Genomic DNA, 18,288 nt, shown 5'->3' on the forward strand with positions numbered 1-18,288 from the left:
AATTCTTTCACAAGGGGTTAGAAGTTGTATTTTGCGGTTACAAAGTAAGTTGTTGGTGTAGTGGGATAGTAGTAATAGCCTGAATAGGTGTTATACCCTCCAGTTGTTGCGTAGGAATTACCCCCAATATTTTTAATCGTAAATCTAGTATCCCAAGAATTTGCTCTAAAGCTGGCGTAAATATCGGCAGCCACATAAGAAGGGATTTTTGCTAGTGAATTTGTGACAGCATGATCTGCATCGTAGTTTTGATTGCCAACGTAATTCACTACGGCCCCAGCGCTCCACGAACTACTAAACAAATATTGCACGCGAGCATTTAATAGTAAGTCTGGGGATAGGCCAACTCCAACCCCAGATACCGATCCAGTCGTGTAAGTGGACCTTTGTATTTTTCCGCCACCAGCGACAGTGAAATTTCGGGTGATGTTGCTTGAGGAGTCAAAAAGGAATCCAGTGCGGTTAATATTTCCGGCAGTATTAATGTTGCTCCCAGATGATGGATCGTAGCGAATTTCATTTTGTGTAATTGATTGAAATACGAGCGCTGAAAGATGGGTTTGACGGAGATTCCAATCCCCACCGGCTGAATAAGTTTGTGAGATTTGTGGCTTTAAGATGCCATTGAAAATGGGAGTGTAAGTTGTTGGATCAAAACCCCAGAATTCATCAGTATTTGGGAATCGATAAGACTGATCCCATTTAATAAATACTTTTTGTCCTGCTTGATAGTTGTAATTAAACGCTACATCTCCAGCGTTGGCAGAATATTTTTGACTTGCGCTAATCGTTGATCCGGTTGAGAGATCATTTGCCGATGCATTTTGAGCTTGATGTCTAAAGCCCCCACTAGCCTCTAGTCCATTAATTGCCTTCAAAGGAATCCGTGACACAAGATACACGGATTGATTAAGGATGTTAACGTTTTGCTGAAGGCTTGTATTGCCAAAATTTAATCCTGAAGAGCTACTTTGAGAGGCTTGATTGAAGTCATAACCTAAAACTGTGGTTCCCCAATCCCCAAAATTAGTTTTGATCTTTGGTGCAACAGCAAGTTGCCAGTTAGGATATAGAACATAGTAAGGGTAGGCGGGGATGTTGGAGTTGGTATTTTTATTGGAGTACGTTCCATCAATGTCAAACGTTAGCTGATCACTAATTGCCTTTATAAAGCCAGCCCTGATTCCGGAGTTATCAGTAGTGATCGTTGATCCTATGAATGTCGCTCTAGCAGCCTGCGAGTTACCTCTGCCCGCCTGACCAAGCACAGCTCCTGGTGTTTGAGAGTTGGAGTGATTAAAGAATATATCGGCGTAGACTTGATCAATTCCGCCCAAAGATTGAGTCACCTTGCCATCAAATGAATAGGCGTTTGCTGCAGAGTTTTGTCGCCAGCCATCTGTGTTGGAAGTGTTTGCCGTCAGTTGAGTTGTTGTGTCGTTAACTTTGTTGCGCAAAATTGCGTTGCCGATTAGCGTGTTGTAGCTTCCGTATGTAACTGATGCTTGGTTGAGGTTTTTTGCGCCACCATTAGTGATGATGTTGATAACCCCACCCACAGCTCCATTGCCATACTGAACACTCGCTCCTCCCTGTAGGAGTTCGATGCGTTCAATTGATTCTATCGGGATGGATTCCCAATTGATGGTTCCTGAATCCATAGGATTTAAACGCTGGCCATCGACCAATATCAGTGTGTTGCTATTTGCGGTAGCGCCATAGCCCCCCATATCAACGGAAGCATCAAGATTTAATGGGTTGCCGCTGGAATTTTTGACATTCAAGCCGCCAATCTGGGAGAGAACCTCAGGAATATTATTCGAGCTTGAATTTGAAATTTCTTCGCGGGTAATGACTTTGACATTTGCCGGAACCTCATTGAGGTTTTCTTGGAAACGTGAGCCCGAGACAATGACTGTCGATTGGGAGTTTTGAGCGATTACTGTCGTGCTGAGAGATATTGCTGCGCCGCAAACTAGGACGACTAAAGATTTACTGCCGAACTGCTGTTTCATGATGAACTTTCTGCCTTCGAATCGCCTAGCTAACTTCCCCGTAAGCTGGGCCGAACAGAATTTCACTTTTTGAGAGTTCAGGCGTCAATTGGCATCTTTTTTGGTGCTTGGGATGCTTCCTTAGCGCGCGAAGGTCCCCGTCCGCAAAATTCCACTTGTCTTGGCCGGTATCCGGGCTGTAAATCTCAGAATCTGGCCTTCCCATGCAATTGACGCGCACAGTGGCTTACTCAGACTCCTGACACCTTCACTTGGAAGTTAGGGTGCATTTACTTACCGTTGCGGGGGCAGCACACGTTTAGTGTTTCCCGTTTAACTTTATTGCATTGCAATAAAGCACCACGACCCCGCAATTCTATCTCAGGCGGGTTCGAATCAGCTTAAAAAGCCAAAAAAGCCTACAATATGAGCTCTAGGATTAAGGATTCATGACAGCATTAGACAAGCACCCCGAAAAAAACCTGATTCGTTTACAACTGAGCCAAAACTCTGTTTTAAAAAGCTTGGATCCAGAAGCAATGGCCGATTTAGAGCGCCATTTAGTGATCTCAGACCTTAAAAAATCAGAAATTCTGCTCCATCAAGGTGATCACCAGATGGAGCAGTACTTCGTGCTGGACGGAATTTTGAAGCGCATTGTCTCTAGTGCCGAGGCAAAAGAGATGATTTTGCGTTTTGCCATAGAGAAAGATATTGAAACAAGTTATGCAGCGTGGCGCCTGAAGACGGCCGCCCCATATAGCATTGCATCAGTGACAAAGGCCCGCGTTGCCCGGATGCCCCTTAAGAAATGGGCTGAATTTTTAGATACTCATAGACCCCTCAAAGAGAGTTTTGAGTTTGAGGTAATGCGCCTCATGAGCGAGATCATGGCGCACACCATTACCCTGCATATGCTTGATGCCCCGGGCCGTGTAGAGCGCTTCCTGCGCAAATATGAAGACTTATTCGAGTTGCTTCCTAAAAAAGAGCTGGCTGCATACCTCAACCTATCTCCAGAGACTTTGAGCCGCCTCAAAACAAAGCATAAAGAGCTTTTTGTCTAGTTAGAAACCCCCAATTATTTCTAGATTTCAGGGGAAATTGACCGAAGTCAATGATGATCCCCACCCCTAGGCCTAAGATTCATGTCAGCCTCAGCGGGGGTGTTTATAGTTACCCGTGGCACTACTAATAACTTAATTGGAGACAGTTAGCGAAAGCTAAATTGCACTGAATATGTTTTACGTTCGGGCGGTGTAATTAACCAAAAATTTCTATGACAACAGACAATCAAAATACCCAAGTCACTGATGGCTTTCATCTCGTCATTGATGCTTTAAAAGCAAATGACCTAGACACCATTTTTGGTCTCGTTGGTATTCCTATCACTGACTTGTGCCGCTTAGCTCAAGCAGAAGGATTGCGCTTCATTGGCTTTCGTCACGAGCAGCATGCTGGTAACGCCGCAGCGATTGCGGGTTACATGACTCAAAAGCCTGGTATTTGCATGACTGTGTCAGCACCGGGTTTCTTGAACGGTTTGACAGCGCTTGCTAATGCAACTGTGAACTGCTTCCCAATGATTTTGATTTCTGGTTCAAGTGAGCGTGAAATCGTTGACTTGCAGCAGGGTGATTACGAAGAGATGGATCAGCTCAACGCTGCTAAGCCATATTGCAAGGCTGCATATCGTATTAACCACATCGAAGATATCGGCATTGGTTTTGCACGCGCTATTCGTGCAGCAGTTTCTGGCCGTCCAGGTGGTGTGTACTTGGACTTGCCTGCGCAGTTGCTGGCTCAAACAATGCCTATTGAGGAAGCCAAGAAATCGATCTTCAAAGTAATCGATCCTGTTCCACGTCAAATCCCTGCAGCTGATGCTGTAGAGCGCGCATTAAATGTATTGAAGGGTGCCAAGCGCCCATTGATCCTTTTAGGCAAAGGCGCCGCTTATGCTCAAGCGGATGCAGATATTCGTGCTTTGATTGAAAAGTCTGGCATCCCTTACTTGCCAATGTCGATGGCAAAAGGTTTGTTGCCAGACAATCACCCGCAATCTGCTTCTGCAGCGCGCTCATTTGTATTGGCTGAGGCTGATGCAGTGATGCTAGTTGGCGCGCGCTTGAATTGGTTGCTTGCACACGGCAAGGGTAAGACATGGGGCAAAGATCCTAAGAAATTTATCCAGATTGATATTCAGGCAAACGAAGTGGATAGCAACGTGCAAATCGATGCGCCATTGATTGGTGATATTGGTTCATGCGTTGGTGAACTCTTAAAAGGTATTGCGGCGGTTCCAAAACCAGCAGCTGACTGGATTAACGCGATCAACGAGAAGAAAGATAAGAACGCAGCGAAGATGGCTGAGACGCTTGCCAAAGAATCTACGCCGATGAACTTTCATGGCGCATTGCGCGCGATTCGTGATGTGATCAAGAGAAATCCAGATGTGAACTTGGTAAATGAAGGCGCAAATACGCTCGACTATTGCCGTGCAATCGTGGATATGTATAAGCCACGTAAACGTTTTGACTCCGGCACATGGGGCATCATGGGTATTGGCATGGGTTACGCCATTGGCGCAGCCGTTACTAGCGGCTTGCCAACGGTTGCAGTTGAGGGCGATAGCGCCTTTGGCTTTAGTGGCATGGAGTTAGAGACTATCTGCCGTTATAACTTGCCAATTACCGTCGTTGTTTTCAATAACAACGGTGTGTATCGTGGTACTGATAAAAATCCTACTGGTGGTGCTGATGTTGCTCCAACGGTATTCGTTAAGGATGCGCGTTACGACAGGATGATGGAAGCGTTCGGTGGTACAGGTTACTACGTGACTACTCCAGCAGAATTAGGGGCTGCCTTGACTAAGGCTATTGCTGAAGGCAAGCCAGCTTTGATTAATGCAGTCATCGACGAGACAGCGGGAACAGAGAGTGGGCGTTTGACCAACTTAAACCCGTCTACTGCTGGAAAGAAATAATTAGCAGGTAATCAACACGTAAGATTTTTAGAATAAATTTAGCAATATATAAGAAAGACTTTAAGGAGAAACAAGCATGACTAAACCATTAGACGGTATTCGCATCATCGATTTCACACACGTACAAGCAGGCCCCGCATGTACCCAGCTATTGGCTTGGTATGGTGCTGACGTGATCAAGGTTGAGCGTCCAGGTTCTGGCGATGTGACTCGTAGCCAGTTGCGTGACATTCCAGGTGTCGATGCTTTGTACTTCACGATGTTGAATGGTAATAAGCGTTCTTTGACCTTGGATACCAAGACTCAAGAAGGTAAAGAAGTTTTAGAGAAGATGATCAAGACATCTGACGTGATGGTTGAGAACTTCGGTCCGGGTGCATTAGATCGCATGGGCTTTAGCTGGGCGCGTATTCAAGAATTAAATCCAAAGATGATTATGGCTTCCGTAAAAGGCTTCAGCGATGGTCACTCATACGAAGATTTGAAAGTATATGAAAACGTTGCGCAGTGTGCTGGTGGCGCCGCTTCTACAACGGGTTTCTGGGATGGTCCCCCGACAGTTTCTGCTGCTGCTTTGGGCGACAGTAATACTGGTATGCACTTGGCTATTGGTATTTTGACTGCATTGATGCAGCGTCAAAAAACTGGGAGAGGTCAAAAAGTTTCTTGCTCAATGCAAGATGCCGTATTGAACTTATGCCGCGTGAAGTTGCGCGATCAACAACGTTTGGACAAAATTGGCTACCTCGAAGAGTATCCACAGTACCCACACGGCACATTCTCTGACGTAGTTCCACGCGGCGGTAACGCTGGTGGTGGTGGTCAGCCAGGTTGGGTGCTGAAGTGTAAGGGTTGGGAAACAGATCCAAACGCCTACATCTATTTCACCATTCAAGGCCACGCTTGGGAGCCAATCACCCGTGCAATTGGTAAGTCAGAGTGGGCGACTGATCCAGCTTATATGACTGCTGAAGCGCGTCAAGATAAGATTTTTGACATCTTTGCAACGATTGAAGAGTGGCTCAAAGACAAAACGAAGTACGAAGCTGTGGATATTCTCCGCAAGTTCGATATTCCTTGCGCACCAGTTCTCTCAATGAAAGAATTGGCTAACTCTCCTGACTTGCGTAAGAGTGGCTCTATTGTTGAAGTGGACCACAAAGTTCGCGGCAAGTATTTAACCATTGGTAGCCCAATCAAGTTCTCCGATTTGGAAGTTGAAGTTGGTCCATCACCAGTTCTAGGCGAGCACACAGATGAAGTATTGACTGATCTTGGTTATAACGCAGATGATATTGCGAAGTTGCACGCTGCTAAAGCGGTTTAATAACAATAAGTAGTATTTGTTTTAGCTTCAAAGGCGCTCCTGGTGAGCGCCTTTTTTATTCACCACTGCTTAGAAAAGTCATTAGACTAACCATATGAAAACCACTGTAGATTTACTGCAATTACTTGACCGTGTTGATGATGCCGTCGTTGTTGCTGATGCCCATGAAAAGATTGTTCTTTGGAATGCGGCAGCTACTAGAATTTTTGGCTACTCGGAAGCGGAAGCGCTAGGCAATACCTTGGATTTAATTGTTCCTGAGCGTCAGCGCCAAAAGCATAACGAGGGCTATAGCAAGTCCATGGAAACTGGCACTACGCGTTACGGCACTTCTTTGTTAAAAGTGCCTGCCAAGCATAAAGATGGTCGCACCTTATCCATTGCATTTACCGTGGGGATGCTCTTTGATGAAAAACACCAGGCCAATGGCGTAGTTGCGGTGATTCGTGATGAAACTGAACGCTTTGCCGAAGAAAGGGCGCTTAAAAAGCGACTCTCTGATCTTGAGGCTCGATAAAGTAGCTGTCATGCAGTCAATTTGAGGTGTATCGGGTTGGGTATGCCCAATAAATAGGCATGCCATGTTGCACCGCAATCCGTCGCTGGTAAAATTGGGCCAATTCAAAATTTCAATCTTATTAGGGCTTTAATCATGGCAAAAGCATTAGAAGGGGTGAAAATCCTCGACTTCACACATGTTCAATCGGGCCCAACTTGTACTCAGTTGCTCGCTTGGTTTGGCGCCGATGTAATCAAAGTAGAAAAATCTGGCGAGGGTGATGCTACTCGCGGTCAATTGCGCGATATCCCGGATGCCGATAGTTTGTATTTCACGATGTTGAACCATAACAAGCGTTCGATTACCGTGAATACCAAAACCACCAAAGGCAAAGAAATTCTTGAGCGTTTGATTAAAGAGTGCGATGTTCTGGTTGAGAACTTCGCTCCTGGCGCGCTCGATCGCATGGGCTTTTCTTGGGAACGCATTCAAGAGCTCAACCCAATGATGATCATGGCATCGGTTAAAGGTTTTGGTCCTGGTCCTTATGAGGATTGCAAGGTTTATGAAAACGTTGCGCAATGCGCTGGTGGTTCAGCTTCAACCACTGGTTTTGATGATGGCCCTCCGATGGTAACTGGTGCACAGATTGGTGATAGCGGAACTGGTTTGCATTTGGCCTTGGGTGTCGTGACAGCGCTGTATCAACGTACCCACTCTGGTCGCGGTCAAAAGGTGTTGGCAGCAATGCAAGATGCAGTATTGAATTTATGCCGCGTGAAGTTGCGCGACCAACAGCGCCTAGAGCGTGTTGGCCTGATGCAAGAGTACCCACAGTTTCCAAATGGCGAGTTTGGTGACTCTGTACCCCGTGCTGGCAATGCCTCTGGCGGTGGCCAGCCTGGTTGGATTGTGAAATGCAAAGGCTGGGAAACGGATCCAAATTCCTACATGTACGTCATTGTGCAAGCCCCAGTTTGGGGAGCCATTTGCAAAGTCATCGGCCGTGAAGATTGGATTACGGACGTGCGTTTCGCATCACCAATGGCCCGCTTGCCACACCTGATGGAAATTTTCGGTGAAATTGAAAAATGGACAATGACTAAGACGAAGTTTGAAGTCATGGATATTTTGAATAAATACGATATTCCTTGCGGCCCAATTTTATCGATGAAAGAAATCGCTGAAGAGCCTGCATTGCGTGCTACTGGAACTGTTGTAGAAGTAGACCATCCAATTCGTGGCAAGTACCTCACTGTTGGTAACCCAATCAAGATGTCCGATAGCCCAACTGACGTAACCCGTTCACCACTGTTAGGTGAACATACTGATGAGATTCTCAGCGAATTGGGCTACTCTACTGATGAGTTGATTGCACTTCGTCACGATAAGGTGATCTAAGATGCGTGTTGCGCTGATTGGGAGTGCGGATTTTGGTAAGGCGGCCTTAGAGGCTTTTTTAGATCGTGGCGATGAAGTGGTTGCCGTTTTTTGTCCGCCCGACAATCCTAAATCTAGCAAGCCTGAGATGCTCAAAGAGGCTGCTATTGCAAGGGGTTTAACTCCTTTGCAATTTGCTTCTCTCAAGGGTCCTGATGCAGCGCAAGCGATGATTAATAGTGGTGCTGATATTTGTGTCATGGCCTACGTTCTTCAGTTTGTTCCGCAGGAATTAGTGAAGTTGCCACGTCATGGCACCATTCAATACCACCCCTCTTTGTTGCCTAAATACCGTGGCCCTAGCGCCATTAATTGGGCGATTGCTTTGGGTGAACAGAAAACCGGTTTAACTATTTTCCGTCCATCCGATGGCTTAGATGAAGGCGCAGTGATTTTGCAAAAAGAAGTAACTATTGCTCCTGACGATACTTTGGGCAAAGTCTACTTTGATCAGCTGTTCCCATTGGGTATTAAAGCTCTACTGGAAGCTGCCGATCTTGTGGTTGCTGATAAACACCAGGAACTCGTTCAGGATGAGTCACTAGCAAATTACGAGGGTTGGTTTGATGCAAACGCTGCACAAATCCATTGGGCTATGCACATCTCTCAAATTTACAATCTGATTCGTGCATGCAATCCTGCGCCTGGCGCATGGGCTAAGTTTGGTGAACAAAAGGTTCGGATCTACGATTGCCATAAGCATGTTGCAACTACTTTTGCAGCAGTGAAAGGTAAGCCTGGTGAAATCACCAAAATTACTTTGGACTCTTTCTTTGTTGCCTGTCATGGTGGGCAGATAGAGGTTCTAAAAGCAAAAGGCGTCGCTGGAAAAGTAACTGGTGCTGAACTAGCTAAAGAATTAAATCTGGAAGTGGGCCAGATCTTCACGCTTTAGAGTCTTTACTTTTGAATGGTTGCTATCACAGCCACTATCGCTTGAGACTTAGATTTTCCTCTTCGAGCCGGCACACTTCGCTAGCGCCTAAATTACCATATTTTTTCTTCCAAATGTAGAAGATCGCTTGCGCGATATCCCAATGCTGCGGCAAGCATCATCGACAGCAGTTCCGGACTCGGTTGGGCGCAGAACGTAGGTAACTTACTCTTCAGTAAGCTTCGATCTGTTCATCGTTTTTCCCTATTTTTTTAAAACGGGTCTAGACGACATTACTCTAGCTTTAAGATCTACCAGTTTATTGGGGGCAGTTAAATTCACTGATTGGTCTGTACGCAAATTTGACTGTAACTCCCGATTTGGCAGAGAGATGCCTGATTTCGCTATGGAATTTGCAATCGATATGGGCGATCAACTTGGGCCGTTGCAACTCTTTCTTTAACGCCCCTTCCGAAAAGAGGATTTTGGTTCTTAATGCCTCAAAGCTATAGCCCCTACCTAGACGATTCATTACCCTTATCAGGTTGTTGAGGGATTCGGTATAGGCATTGGTTATTGGTTGGTTTACTGGATAATCAAAGTAATTAAGGATATAAGGCTGCCAATTGCGCCAATCCCGGATGAGATCGCTAAAGGCATCCCGAACTTCATGGGTTACTGATATTTCCCAATTGGCAAAAAGGGCTAGAGCATCATTGCGAGTTTTAGCTTCATAAATCTTAAAGAAGTTTTCTTTGAGTTGATAAGCTAGCGCTAAGGTTGGGAAGTTATTTGCCCAGCCAGGCAGAAGTAGCGCTTCTTTATCAGTCAGCTCAGACTCACGCTTAAGCAATGCGTAACGATCGTGCATTAAAGTGCGCCGAATCTTGGGCGATAGTTCTGCCTTAAAGCTCTTGCGAGTACGCTCTACCGCCTCATTAGCCATTTTGACCACATGAAATTTGTCGATCACGATTTTGGCCTCTGGAAGCACATGCATTACAGCATCGCGGTATGGCGCCCACATCCATAGCGACATAAGCGATCTCTTCTTTGCCCTGTAGTCCTGTGAGATATTTAATGATTGTGTCTTTATTCCGATTAGGTAGTAATTCAACCACCGTATTGTTTTGGATATTAGCGATGACTCCGTGCGGCTTGATCAGATGAATCTCATCAATACCCATCCATTTGGGGGGTTCAAAGCGGGTGGTTTGCTTGAGCTCGTTAATGTAGTTGCGAAAGATATTGCGAACACTGCCTTCAGCAATGCCAACTTCCTCTGCAATACTGGCAAAAGTGCGCTAATAGCCTGCTTGCCTATCCAGCTAACAAGGCGAGATGTCATTAAGTGGTGCGCGTCTAACTCTGGCAAGACTTCATAAAAGGTTTTGTTGCAAGAGCGACACTGAAACCGGCGGGTGTCAATATAGATACCAACTCGCTTGCCGTGGGATGGGATGTCTTTGATTAACTGCTCTCTTCGCCCAAAGTCAACAAGAGATTTTGAATCGCACGCTTGACATGTTTTTGGGGTTACAGCAGCCACCACCTCAATATGGTAGTTGTGATCGTCAGAATCAATCTTACAGACCTCATAGGCGGCAAGATTGAGGATATTGGCTGGCAGTAGGCTAAAAGTTGGGGGGGGTGATTGCAAAACTCTATCAAGAAAGGCGGGGACTCGTCAATCACCAATTGCGGTTTTTTGGTATAAATACTAAGAGCCAATGTTTGACTAAATCAATCAGGGATTACGGATACTCATCAAAAGTAATGGTTTTGACTAATGGGGCCATGGGACTTAGTTTGTTAATGATGGCGGTACTGATTAAATCCGAGGTTTTATTGATGACTTTGGCGATGAGGGCATAACCACTCTTACGCTCTACTAAGGTCACTACGGCTTGCTTGTGATGGACTCCAAGACGGTATCGCCTTCCCAGTGGCCGACTTGGGCTCGAGTCTCAATATGGGCTGGGCGCTCACTAATCGGTCTTCTGCCAATGATCTGGCCTCTAGGTTCCCGACCACTGGCATAGCGCTTTTTACGCTTCTTTTGGCAGCGCAGCTGTTGATACAGGCTCCCGCCAGCGGCTTTATCGGCATAGATATGGCGGTAGATGGTCTCATGGCTAATACCCACTTGATCTGCAATTTGAACTGGGCTCCACTTCTCTAAGAGGCAATTAACTGTCTTACCCCAGTCGGCAGCAGTAATCTGGGTAGCGTTGCGAGAGCCTTGCGAGCGCTTCTCTGCTAACAGGCAGGCTTGTCTGGGACGATAACCCTTAAGCCCCGTATTGCGAGCAAGCTCTCGGCTAATGGTCGACTTATGTCGCTCCATCAGCTTTGCTATCTGGGTTTGGGTTTTTCCGTCCTTCATGAGGATATAAATCTGATATCGTTCAGTTTGGCTAAGGTGTTGATAGGTCATGGCTACTTTGACTTGCAGGTCTAGAAGCTTTGGATACTAAAATATCCTTAGCCACTAGGCGTTTATCAAAGTTGCACTTCGTGGTTGAATCCGCCTAATACTTTAAAGGTAAGTTATGCAAAATAAGTCATTAAATTATGATCCCTCGATCTTTGATCATGCTAGTATCGAAGGCGCCAAAGAGATCGTGTTAACCACTGAGTCTGGGATCTCCACCCAAACTCGGTGGGACACAGAAACGCCTTGGTTGTTAAATCTCATTGGAAAACACATCATAAAACCTAGCGGCCTTGTTGTTGATTATGGCTGTGGGGTGGGTCGATTGGCGGGCCCTTTAGTTGATCAAGGATACTCCGTCATTGGGGTGGATGCCTCAAGCAGCATGAGACAACATGCCACCAATCTTATAGCGAGCGAGCGCTTTATGGCAATGACGCCTGCCACGCTGGAGCAGTTGGTGGGTATTGGCATAAAGGCAGACTTCGTGCTTGCTATTTGGGTGCTGCAGCACTGTTTTGATTTGGACGCAGAAGTAGGGCGAATTTATAAAACCTTGAACAAGGGCGGTATTGTGGGGGTTGCGGATATGCGGCATCGGGCGGTACCAACAAATCAAGGCTGGTGCGATGACGGGAGAGACGTAAAAGAAACCCTTAGCCGCTTTTTTATGCCAATACAGCAGTATCCCTACAATCCACCTAGCGCCCCCAAAGGTTTACAAGGCAGCGCTTATGTTGCCTTTTTTCAAAAAAATCGTTAAGATTGAATTCAGGGGTTGGCTATTCAAGCTTTGGTAGTCGCAAAATAGGCTGTGCTGTTAAATGCGCAAAACGTTGGGTTAGGCTGGTAGTGCTTGATTTAATGCTGATGGATTATGGGGTGTATGCAATGCTTGGATTGTCGGGCAAAACAATGGGTGACTTGTCGATTGCAGCAATTCAGAATACGGAGTCTTGGTTGGATTCAAATGAGATGGGCATGGAATGAGAGCGTAAATTCAAAGATATGGGCGGTGGAGAATTTTGCGACCACGAGTTATACATGGGAACCAGGAGTAATGACGGCTGCAATCTTTGCAAATGCATCAAGATAATGGGCTAACGCCACCAAATTAATTGGTGGCGTTAGCTGTGAATAGGTGAGCCGAGCTCATTATCAATTGCATGTGGGTTGATGGGTTGATGAGTTAATTGAGGCTTGAATTTGATTCGATGGCTATTTAATCGGCATAATTTAGACTCCATGTGACCGAGCTTTCCGCTATAAAAACAAAACTAAGTAAATCATGGATTCAAACACCGAAAATACCAATATTGATAGTGGCCTATGGTCCTTCTTTATGATGGCAGCTTTACATGGCTTTGCAGCTGATCAAGCTAAACTGGTTCATGAATTTGGAGTGCCATTTACTACCGAAAAAATTCGCCTAGCCGCTCAATCTTTGGGAATGAGTACTAAGGTGATTGCGCAAGATCTGGGCCGTCTTGCTATGGCTCCGTTACCGGCAGTTGCTCAAGCGCTTGACGGCACTTTTTTTCTTATTGCTAAGGTTATTGAGTCGGCACAACCATCTGAGTCCACTGACCTTAGGGTGATTGATGAGCATGCAGGCACCCCTAAAAAAAGGGTGCTTATTCAAAAGGCTGGGGAGCCTCCCAGCGTTATTCCTATAGAAGAATTTTTAGCACTCTGGTCGGGCGAGCTAATTTTCTTTACTAGCAAAGCCTCCTTTGCTGGCGCTATGACCAAGTTTGATTTTACTTGGTTTATTCCAGTGATCGTTAAATACCGCAAGCTACTCGGAGAAATTCTTCTCATCTCATTGGTGCTCCAGCTTATTGGTTTAGTTACCCCGATGTTTTTTCAGGTAATCATGGATAAGGTATTGGTCAACCATGCGATGAAAACATTAAACGTTATTGCGATTGGCTTAGTTTGCGCAACCCTATTTGAGTCTGTGCTCACCGGGATTCGTACCTGGGTGTTTGCTCATACCAGTTCTAAAATTGATGTTGAGTTAGGCGCTAAATTATTTCGTCATTTGTTGGGATTGCCTATAGCCTATTTTCAGTCACGCAGAGTGGGGGACTCGGTTGCGCGCATCCGGGAGCTGGAGAGCATCCGCTCGTTTTTGACGGGTAATTCCATGACATTGGTTTTGGACATTCTTTTCTCGTTTATTTTTTTAGCGGTAATGCTCTGGTATAGCGCGCAACTGACTCTTATTGTAGTGTGCTCCATTCCGCTATACGTGATCTTATCAGTAGTATTTACGCCCATCATTCGCAAGCGCTTGGATGATAAATTTAATAAGACTGCTGAAAATCAATCTTTTTTAGTCGAAACAATTAGTGGAATTGATACAGTAAAAGCCTTGGCAGTTGAACCGCGCTGGACCCAAAAATGGGATAAGCAATTAGCCAGTTACGTCTTGGCCGGCCTGTCAGTCACCAATATTTCTAATATTGCCAGCAGCGGTGTAACGCTAATTAGTAAATTGGTGACAGCGCTCATTATGTGGATTGGCGCCACCTTGGTAATTGATGGGCAATTAACTGTGGGTGAGTTAATTGCTTTTAATATGTTGGCCGGTCAAGTCTCCAATCCCATTTTGCGTTTAGCGCAACTTTGGAATGATTTTCAACAGGTAGGGATCTCCATGAGTCGCCTAGGAGATATTCTGAATACCCGCACTGAAATTGAGGGTCAAAAAACACGCTTGCCGAGATTGCAGGGTGCCATTACCTTTGAGGATGTTTCATTTCGTTACCGACCTGATGCTTCGGATGTTTTACGTCAGATTACGCTATCCATTAATCCTGGCGATGTTATTGGCATTGTTGGTCGGTCAGGATCTGGTAAAAGTACCCTGACCAAGTTGGTGCAACGATTGTATGTGCCCGATCGCGGCAAAGTCTTGGTGGATGGACAAGACATTGCCATTATCGATACCACCTCATTACGTCAGCAAATCGGTGTAGTGCTACAAGAAAATATGCTTTTTAACCGCTCAGTCAGGGACAATATCGCACTGACAAATCCAGCCTTGCCCATAGAGAATATTATCGCTGCAGCTAAATTGGCTGGCGCCCACGAGTTTATTTGCGAATTGCCTGAAGGTTACGATTCGATGGTAGGTGAGCATGGAACTGGATTATCTGGCGGACAACGTCAACGCGTTGCCATTGCTAGGGCTCTCATTAGCAACCCCCGCGTTCTGATTTTCGATGAAGCAACTAGCGCGCTTGATTACGAGTCAGAAAAAATTATTCAAGACAATATGCGAGATATTTGCAAGGGTAGAACTGTACTCATCATTGCACATAGATTATCAGCCGTAAGAGATGCGCACCGAATTGTGGTGATGGATAAAGGGCAAATTGTTGAGGTGGGCAGTCACGAGCAATTGCTGCAAAATCCCCAGGGAATTTATGCCCATCTTTATCGCTTGCAACAAGGCAATGACAGCACTTTGGGCGATAGCCTTCAGACTGGAATCCATTAATGCGTTGGCAGGAGAGGGGGCAATGGATTGTTGATCAATGCAAACGGCTATGGTTACTGCTTCATGTCAATACTAAGTCGAGCGCTGAAAGTTGGCGTTATCGTCGGCAAGCCCATCAGGAGTTATTTAATCGATATAAAGCAGTTTTTGCCTTTTGGTGGGAGCGCCGTGATCAAATAAAATTACCCGACCTAAAAACCCATGAGGCGGAATTTTTGCCAAGCGTTTTGGCTTTGCAAACTGCCCCCATATCGCCGATGGGGCGATGGACTGCGCGTGTCTTAATTGTTTTATTTATTACTCTATTCCTGTGGTCTGTCTTTGGGAAAATGGATATTATCGTTAATGGTCAAGGGAAAATTATTGCCGGTGGCCATAGTAAAGCCGTTGCCTCAGTTGAGGCGGGTAAGGTTATCGCGCTTTATGTGGAAGAGGGCCAAAGCGTTAAGAAAGGGGATGTTCTTATTGAGTTAGATGCTAGGGGTCCCGATAGCGAGCAGAATAAGGCGGAAGGCGATCGTCAGCTTGCTTTATTGCAAATGGAGCGCTCCAATGCTTTGCTGGAATCTTTAGCAAACAATCAAGAACCAAAGCTTTCCATCATTGCTGGGGTTGATGAGACTCACTATAAAAATGAAGCACGACACCTACGCGACCTATGGCATGACTATGTCGCCAAACGCAATCGCATCATCTCTCAGATTAAGCGTTTTGGGGATGCTTTGCCATTGGCGGCTCGCAGAGCAAAGGACTATAAGGAGCTTGCCAAAGAACGTGATGTCTCTGAGCATTCTTATCTGGAGAAAGAGCAGACGCGCATTGATTTATTGGGTCAACTAGATGATGCTAAGACTCAATTGGCAGCGCTTACCGCTGAAATGCGTAAAACTGCGCAAAACGATCTTTACCAGGCCACCCGGATTTGGTCTGGCGCGGTACAGGACGTCAATAAAGCGTCGGCCCATAGCGAACAATTGCGCATTATTGCTCCGGTCGATGGCGTAGTTCAGCAATTAATAGCCCATACCGTTGGCGGCGTAGTTCCAGCAGCGCAAACCCTCATGTTCATTGTCCCTAGCCAGCATACTGTGGAATTAGAGGGCTACGTGGAAAATAAAGACATTGGTTTTATGCGCAAAGGACAGTCTGCGCAGGTCAAAATTGATGCTTATGAGTACAGCAAATACGGCACCATCGCTGCTGTGGTAACGCACATCTCGCATGATGCGGTGGATTTTTCCGGAAATGGTACTGGGCAATTTGCTAACAAAGAGTTCGACTCAAATAAAGAAAGTACCCCTGGAGCTAAAGGGCTAATGTATGCTGTTAAAGTGACGCTACAAAACCCCAGTATCCTTGTCGATGGCAGGCAAATGCCCCTCTTGCCCGGCATGAGCGGCAGTGTAGAAATTAAAACTGGGGAACGGCGCATTATCGAATATGTGCTATCGCCTTTAATTACACATGCCCGTGAGAGCTTGCGTGAGCGTTAGTAGCTCGCTATTAAGTTGTGCTGGATTAGCAGCGGGGGCACGGTTCAAACGGAGTCTGCCGATTGCTAGTGTAAAGCTCAGTATTTGGGTGGCGTGTATACTCCTCGGAGCTTTCCCTGCAAACCCAATTTTTGCTATTGAAGTGCCCGATGTTCTTGACGACCCTCTTTCGACTAAGCCCACTATTTTAAAGTTGGGGGTAATTTTGCCGGATGGTACGCCTATTGGGTGTCCTGCCCAAGTGGATTTAAACCTGCCCCTGGGGCTGGGTGAGGTGATTGATTTATCGCTGTGTAATAACCCTCAAATTAAACAAGCCTGGGCAGCCATTAAAATTCAAGCGAGCGCCTTGGGCGAAGCGCGAAGCGCCTACCTGCCAACAGCAAGTGCAACTTATAGCCCACGCCAACAATCCCAGGTTAATTACCCGCAATCCCCATACAATGCGAATAGCATTGCCAATGGTAGAATGGGTTACGCTAATTTAACTTGGCGCCTCTTTGATTTTGGAGGCAGGGCGGCCAATCGATTATCTGCCAAATATTTATTAGAAGCCGCCTTAGCCACGCATGATGCCAGCATTCAAAAGGCGATGGCTGCTGCCATCCAGAGTTATTTTGATGCCTTAACAGCGATTGCCACCGCCAAGGCTAAGACGCAGGCAGCAGGTTTTGCAAGGTCTGCTTGGGAGGCTACCGTACGTCGAGAAGCAAAAGGAGTATCAGCCAACAGTGATGTTTTACAAGCCCAAACGGCTTTGGCTAATGCTCAATTGGCTAGCAGCCGAGCCGACGGGGATTATCGCAAAGCTCAGGCAGCACTAATTTTTGCCATGGGCCTGCCTGCCAATACCAAGCTGATGCTACAAATATCAGACACACGCGTTCAAAAACGCGATTTTAGAGATCTAAATGTTTGGTTGGAGGAGGCGGAGTTTGAGCATCCGGCCATTAAGGCTGCTAAAGCCCAATTGGAGTCCGCTAAAGAAAAAGTAACCGCTGCTAGGGCAGCAGGCTTACCTACGCTAGATTTTATTGGTAATTTTTATCAAAACGGGTACCCAAATCAAGGGGTGCAGCCTACGAACTCCAACACAACCACGGTTGGGGCGACGATCACGATTCCGATCTTCGAAGGGTTTGGTACAACTTATAAAATTCGAGGGGCGCAAGCTCAGGCAGAAAAAGCGCAAGCAGACCTAGAGGATAATATCCGTCAAATTTTGACGGATATTGTTAAATCGCATGCGGATGCAGCATCTTCCTTGGCTAATTTGGAATTCTCTCAAAAATTATTGGAGGCGGCCACTGCCGCAGTAGAATCCTCGATGAAGCGTTATGATAAAGGCGCTGCTGACATTCTGGAGTTGCTGACGACACAAACTGCCTTAGCTGGGGCACAACAAGAGCGCATCCGATGCGTTGCTGAGTGGCGCTCGGCTAGGTTGAGGCTGTTGGCTAATGCTGGAGTTTTGGGTAGGTCGATCGATTGATAATGCACTTCTTGCAAAAGGAGTTTTTGAGTCGTTACCAATGCCTTGGGTACTTCTCAGCCTCGCTTGGTGCTGCCTTTCAAATACTGTCGGAGGCAGGTTTTTTGGCATTATTCTTCATGGTGGCGGAATGTTCTTTTGGTGAAAGTTTGCTTTGGATAATTGTTGTATTTTCAACAAAAATTTCCACTGCTTGCACTGATTGGCCCATACACAAGATTTGACTTTAACTCGCGATAAC

Annotated in this window: 14 protein-coding genes, 3 pseudogenes and 1 riboswitch; of the genes and pseudogenes, 12 read left to right on the forward strand and 5 right to left on the reverse strand. The window is 46.0% G+C overall.

Translation table 11 applies throughout. The features are described 5' to 3' along the window. Positions 1-17: 17 nt before the first annotated feature. Complete coding sequence (locus tag ICN12_RS07105; protein WP_216271803.1) at positions 18-2,015, reverse strand: TonB-dependent receptor; 1,998 nt, start codon at positions 2,013-2,015, stop codon at positions 18-20. A gap of 145 nt (positions 2,016-2,160) precedes the next feature. Then, positions 2,161-2,374: riboswitch (cobalamin riboswitch) on the reverse strand. A 69-nt stretch (positions 2,375-2,443) separates the two neighbouring features. On the opposite strand from ICN12_RS07105, the gene ICN12_RS07110 reads away from it, so the two are divergent. The 6 genes from ICN12_RS07110 to ICN12_RS07135 all read left to right on the forward strand — a co-directional run bounded on the left by ICN12_RS07110 (position 2,444) and on the right by ICN12_RS07135 (position 9,141). Further along, a complete protein-coding gene (locus tag ICN12_RS07110) occupies positions 2,444-3,061 on the forward strand; it encodes a Crp/Fnr family transcriptional regulator (RefSeq protein WP_216271804.1) in 618 nt (205 codons plus the stop codon). A 212-nt stretch (positions 3,062-3,273) separates the two neighbouring features. Continuing rightward, complete coding sequence (gene oxc, locus ICN12_RS07115; RefSeq protein ID WP_216271805.1) at positions 3,274-4,980, forward strand: oxalyl-CoA decarboxylase; 1,707 nt, start codon at positions 3,274-3,276, stop codon at positions 4,978-4,980. Positions 4,981-5,056: 76 nt separating this feature from the next. Continuing rightward, entirely contained in the window at positions 5,057-6,307 is a 1,251-nt protein-coding gene (gene frc / locus ICN12_RS07120; protein ID WP_216271806.1) for a formyl-CoA transferase, read from the forward strand. Positions 6,308-6,401: 94 nt separating this feature from the next. Beyond that, entirely contained in the window at positions 6,402-6,824 is a 423-nt protein-coding gene (locus ICN12_RS07125) for a PAS domain S-box protein (RefSeq protein ID WP_216271807.1), read from the forward strand. Positions 6,825-6,959: 135 nt separating this feature from the next. Continuing rightward, positions 6,960-8,207 (forward strand): formyl-CoA transferase, encoded by a 1,248-nt coding sequence (gene frc, locus ICN12_RS07130; protein ID WP_216271808.1) that lies wholly within the window; start codon positions 6,960-6,962, stop codon positions 8,205-8,207. Position 8,208: 1 nt separating this feature from the next. Further along, positions 8,209-9,141 (forward strand): methionyl-tRNA formyltransferase, encoded by a 933-nt coding sequence (locus tag ICN12_RS07135; RefSeq protein ID WP_216271809.1) that lies wholly within the window; start codon positions 8,209-8,211, stop codon positions 9,139-9,141. A 298-nt stretch (positions 9,142-9,439) separates the two neighbouring features. Here the strand turns inward: ICN12_RS07135 and ICN12_RS07140 are convergent. Then, positions 9,440-10,307: pseudogene (locus ICN12_RS07140) on the reverse strand (ISL3 family transposase). Here ICN12_RS07140 and ICN12_RS10900 point away from each other — a divergent pair. Continuing rightward, positions 10,287-10,505, forward strand: coding sequence for a hypothetical protein (locus tag ICN12_RS10900; protein ID WP_255537745.1), 219 nt, complete (start codon positions 10,287-10,289; stop codon positions 10,503-10,505). The pseudogene ICN12_RS07140 and the gene ICN12_RS10900 overlap by 21 nt on opposite strands. 23 nt (positions 10,506-10,528) lie before the next feature. Here the strand turns inward: ICN12_RS10900 and ICN12_RS10990 are convergent. Next, positions 10,529-10,672: pseudogene (locus ICN12_RS10990) on the reverse strand (transposase family protein); the annotation flags it as partial. 214 nt (positions 10,673-10,886) lie between these two features. After that, positions 10,887-11,557 (reverse strand): annotated as a pseudogene (locus ICN12_RS07160) (IS30 family transposase); the annotation flags it as partial. A gap of 115 nt (positions 11,558-11,672) precedes the next feature. Between ICN12_RS07160 and ICN12_RS07165 the strand changes: the two are divergent. The 5 genes from ICN12_RS07165 (at position 11,673) to ICN12_RS07185 (ending at position 18,047) form a co-directional block, all read left to right on the forward strand. After that, positions 11,673-12,317 carry a class I SAM-dependent methyltransferase gene (locus ICN12_RS07165; RefSeq protein WP_216271815.1) on the forward strand — a complete coding sequence of 215 codons (645 nt, stop codon included), beginning with the start codon at positions 11,673-11,675 and terminating at the stop codon, positions 12,315-12,317. Between the two features lie 2 nt (positions 12,318-12,319). Beyond that, complete coding sequence (locus ICN12_RS07170; protein WP_216271816.1) at positions 12,320-12,544, forward strand: hypothetical protein; 225 nt, start codon at positions 12,320-12,322, stop codon at positions 12,542-12,544. A gap of 298 nt (positions 12,545-12,842) precedes the next feature. Continuing rightward, a complete protein-coding gene (locus ICN12_RS07175) occupies positions 12,843-15,062 on the forward strand; it encodes a type I secretion system permease/ATPase (RefSeq protein ID WP_216271817.1) in 2,220 nt (739 codons plus the stop codon). Next, positions 15,062-16,555, forward strand: a complete 1,494-nt coding sequence (locus ICN12_RS07180) for an HlyD family type I secretion periplasmic adaptor subunit (protein ID WP_216271818.1) — start codon at positions 15,062-15,064, stop codon at positions 16,553-16,555. Before ICN12_RS07175 ends, ICN12_RS07180 begins: the two co-directional genes overlap by 1 nt. After that, on the forward strand, positions 16,545-18,047 hold the full coding sequence (locus ICN12_RS07185) for a TolC family protein (RefSeq protein WP_370624976.1): 1,503 nt from the start codon (positions 16,545-16,547) through the stop codon (positions 18,045-18,047). Before ICN12_RS07180 ends, ICN12_RS07185 begins: the two co-directional genes overlap by 11 nt. 79 nt (positions 18,048-18,126) lie before the next feature. Here the strand turns inward: ICN12_RS07185 and ICN12_RS10910 are convergent, their stop codons facing one another. Then, a complete protein-coding gene (locus ICN12_RS10910; protein ID WP_255537736.1) occupies positions 18,127-18,258 on the reverse strand; it encodes a hypothetical protein in 132 nt (43 codons plus the stop codon). Positions 18,259-18,288 lie beyond the last annotated feature (30 nt).

This window comes from Polynucleobacter sp. AM-25C3, from assembly GCF_018882335.1.
Lineage (GTDB): Bacteria > Pseudomonadota > Gammaproteobacteria > Burkholderiales > Burkholderiaceae > Polynucleobacter.

What these genes read in the sequence shown, in the direction of transcription:
- ICN12_RS07180 (WP_216271818.1), top strand. Translation starts at nt 15,062, where the DNA reads ATGCGTTGGCAGGAGAGGGGGCAATGGATTGTTGATCAATGCAAACGG.
- ICN12_RS07165 (WP_216271815.1), top strand. Translation starts at nt 11,673, where the DNA reads ATGCAAAATAAGTCATTAAATTATGATCCCTCGATCTTTGATCATGCT.
- ICN12_RS10910 (WP_255537736.1), bottom strand. Translation starts at nt 18,258, where the DNA reads ATGGGCCAATCAGTGCAAGCAGTGGAAATTTTTGTTGAAAATACAACA.
- ICN12_RS07105 (WP_216271803.1), bottom strand. Translation starts at nt 2,015, where the DNA reads ATGAAACAGCAGTTCGGCAGTAAATCTTTAGTCGTCCTAGTTTGCGGC.
- ICN12_RS07125 (WP_216271807.1), top strand. Translation starts at nt 6,402, where the DNA reads ATGAAAACCACTGTAGATTTACTGCAATTACTTGACCGTGTTGATGAT.
- frc (WP_216271808.1), top strand. Translation starts at nt 6,960, where the DNA reads ATGGCAAAAGCATTAGAAGGGGTGAAAATCCTCGACTTCACACATGTT.
- ICN12_RS07110 (WP_216271804.1), top strand. Translation starts at nt 2,444, where the DNA reads ATGACAGCATTAGACAAGCACCCCGAAAAAAACCTGATTCGTTTACAA.
- frc (WP_216271806.1), top strand. Translation starts at nt 5,057, where the DNA reads ATGACTAAACCATTAGACGGTATTCGCATCATCGATTTCACACACGTA.
- ICN12_RS07175 (WP_216271817.1), top strand. Translation starts at nt 12,843, where the DNA reads ATGGATTCAAACACCGAAAATACCAATATTGATAGTGGCCTATGGTCC.
- ICN12_RS07135 (WP_216271809.1), top strand. Translation starts at nt 8,209, where the DNA reads ATGCGTGTTGCGCTGATTGGGAGTGCGGATTTTGGTAAGGCGGCCTTA.
- oxc (WP_216271805.1), top strand. Translation starts at nt 3,274, where the DNA reads ATGACAACAGACAATCAAAATACCCAAGTCACTGATGGCTTTCATCTC.
- ICN12_RS10900 (WP_255537745.1), top strand. Translation starts at nt 10,287, where the DNA reads ATGAATCTCATCAATACCCATCCATTTGGGGGGTTCAAAGCGGGTGGT.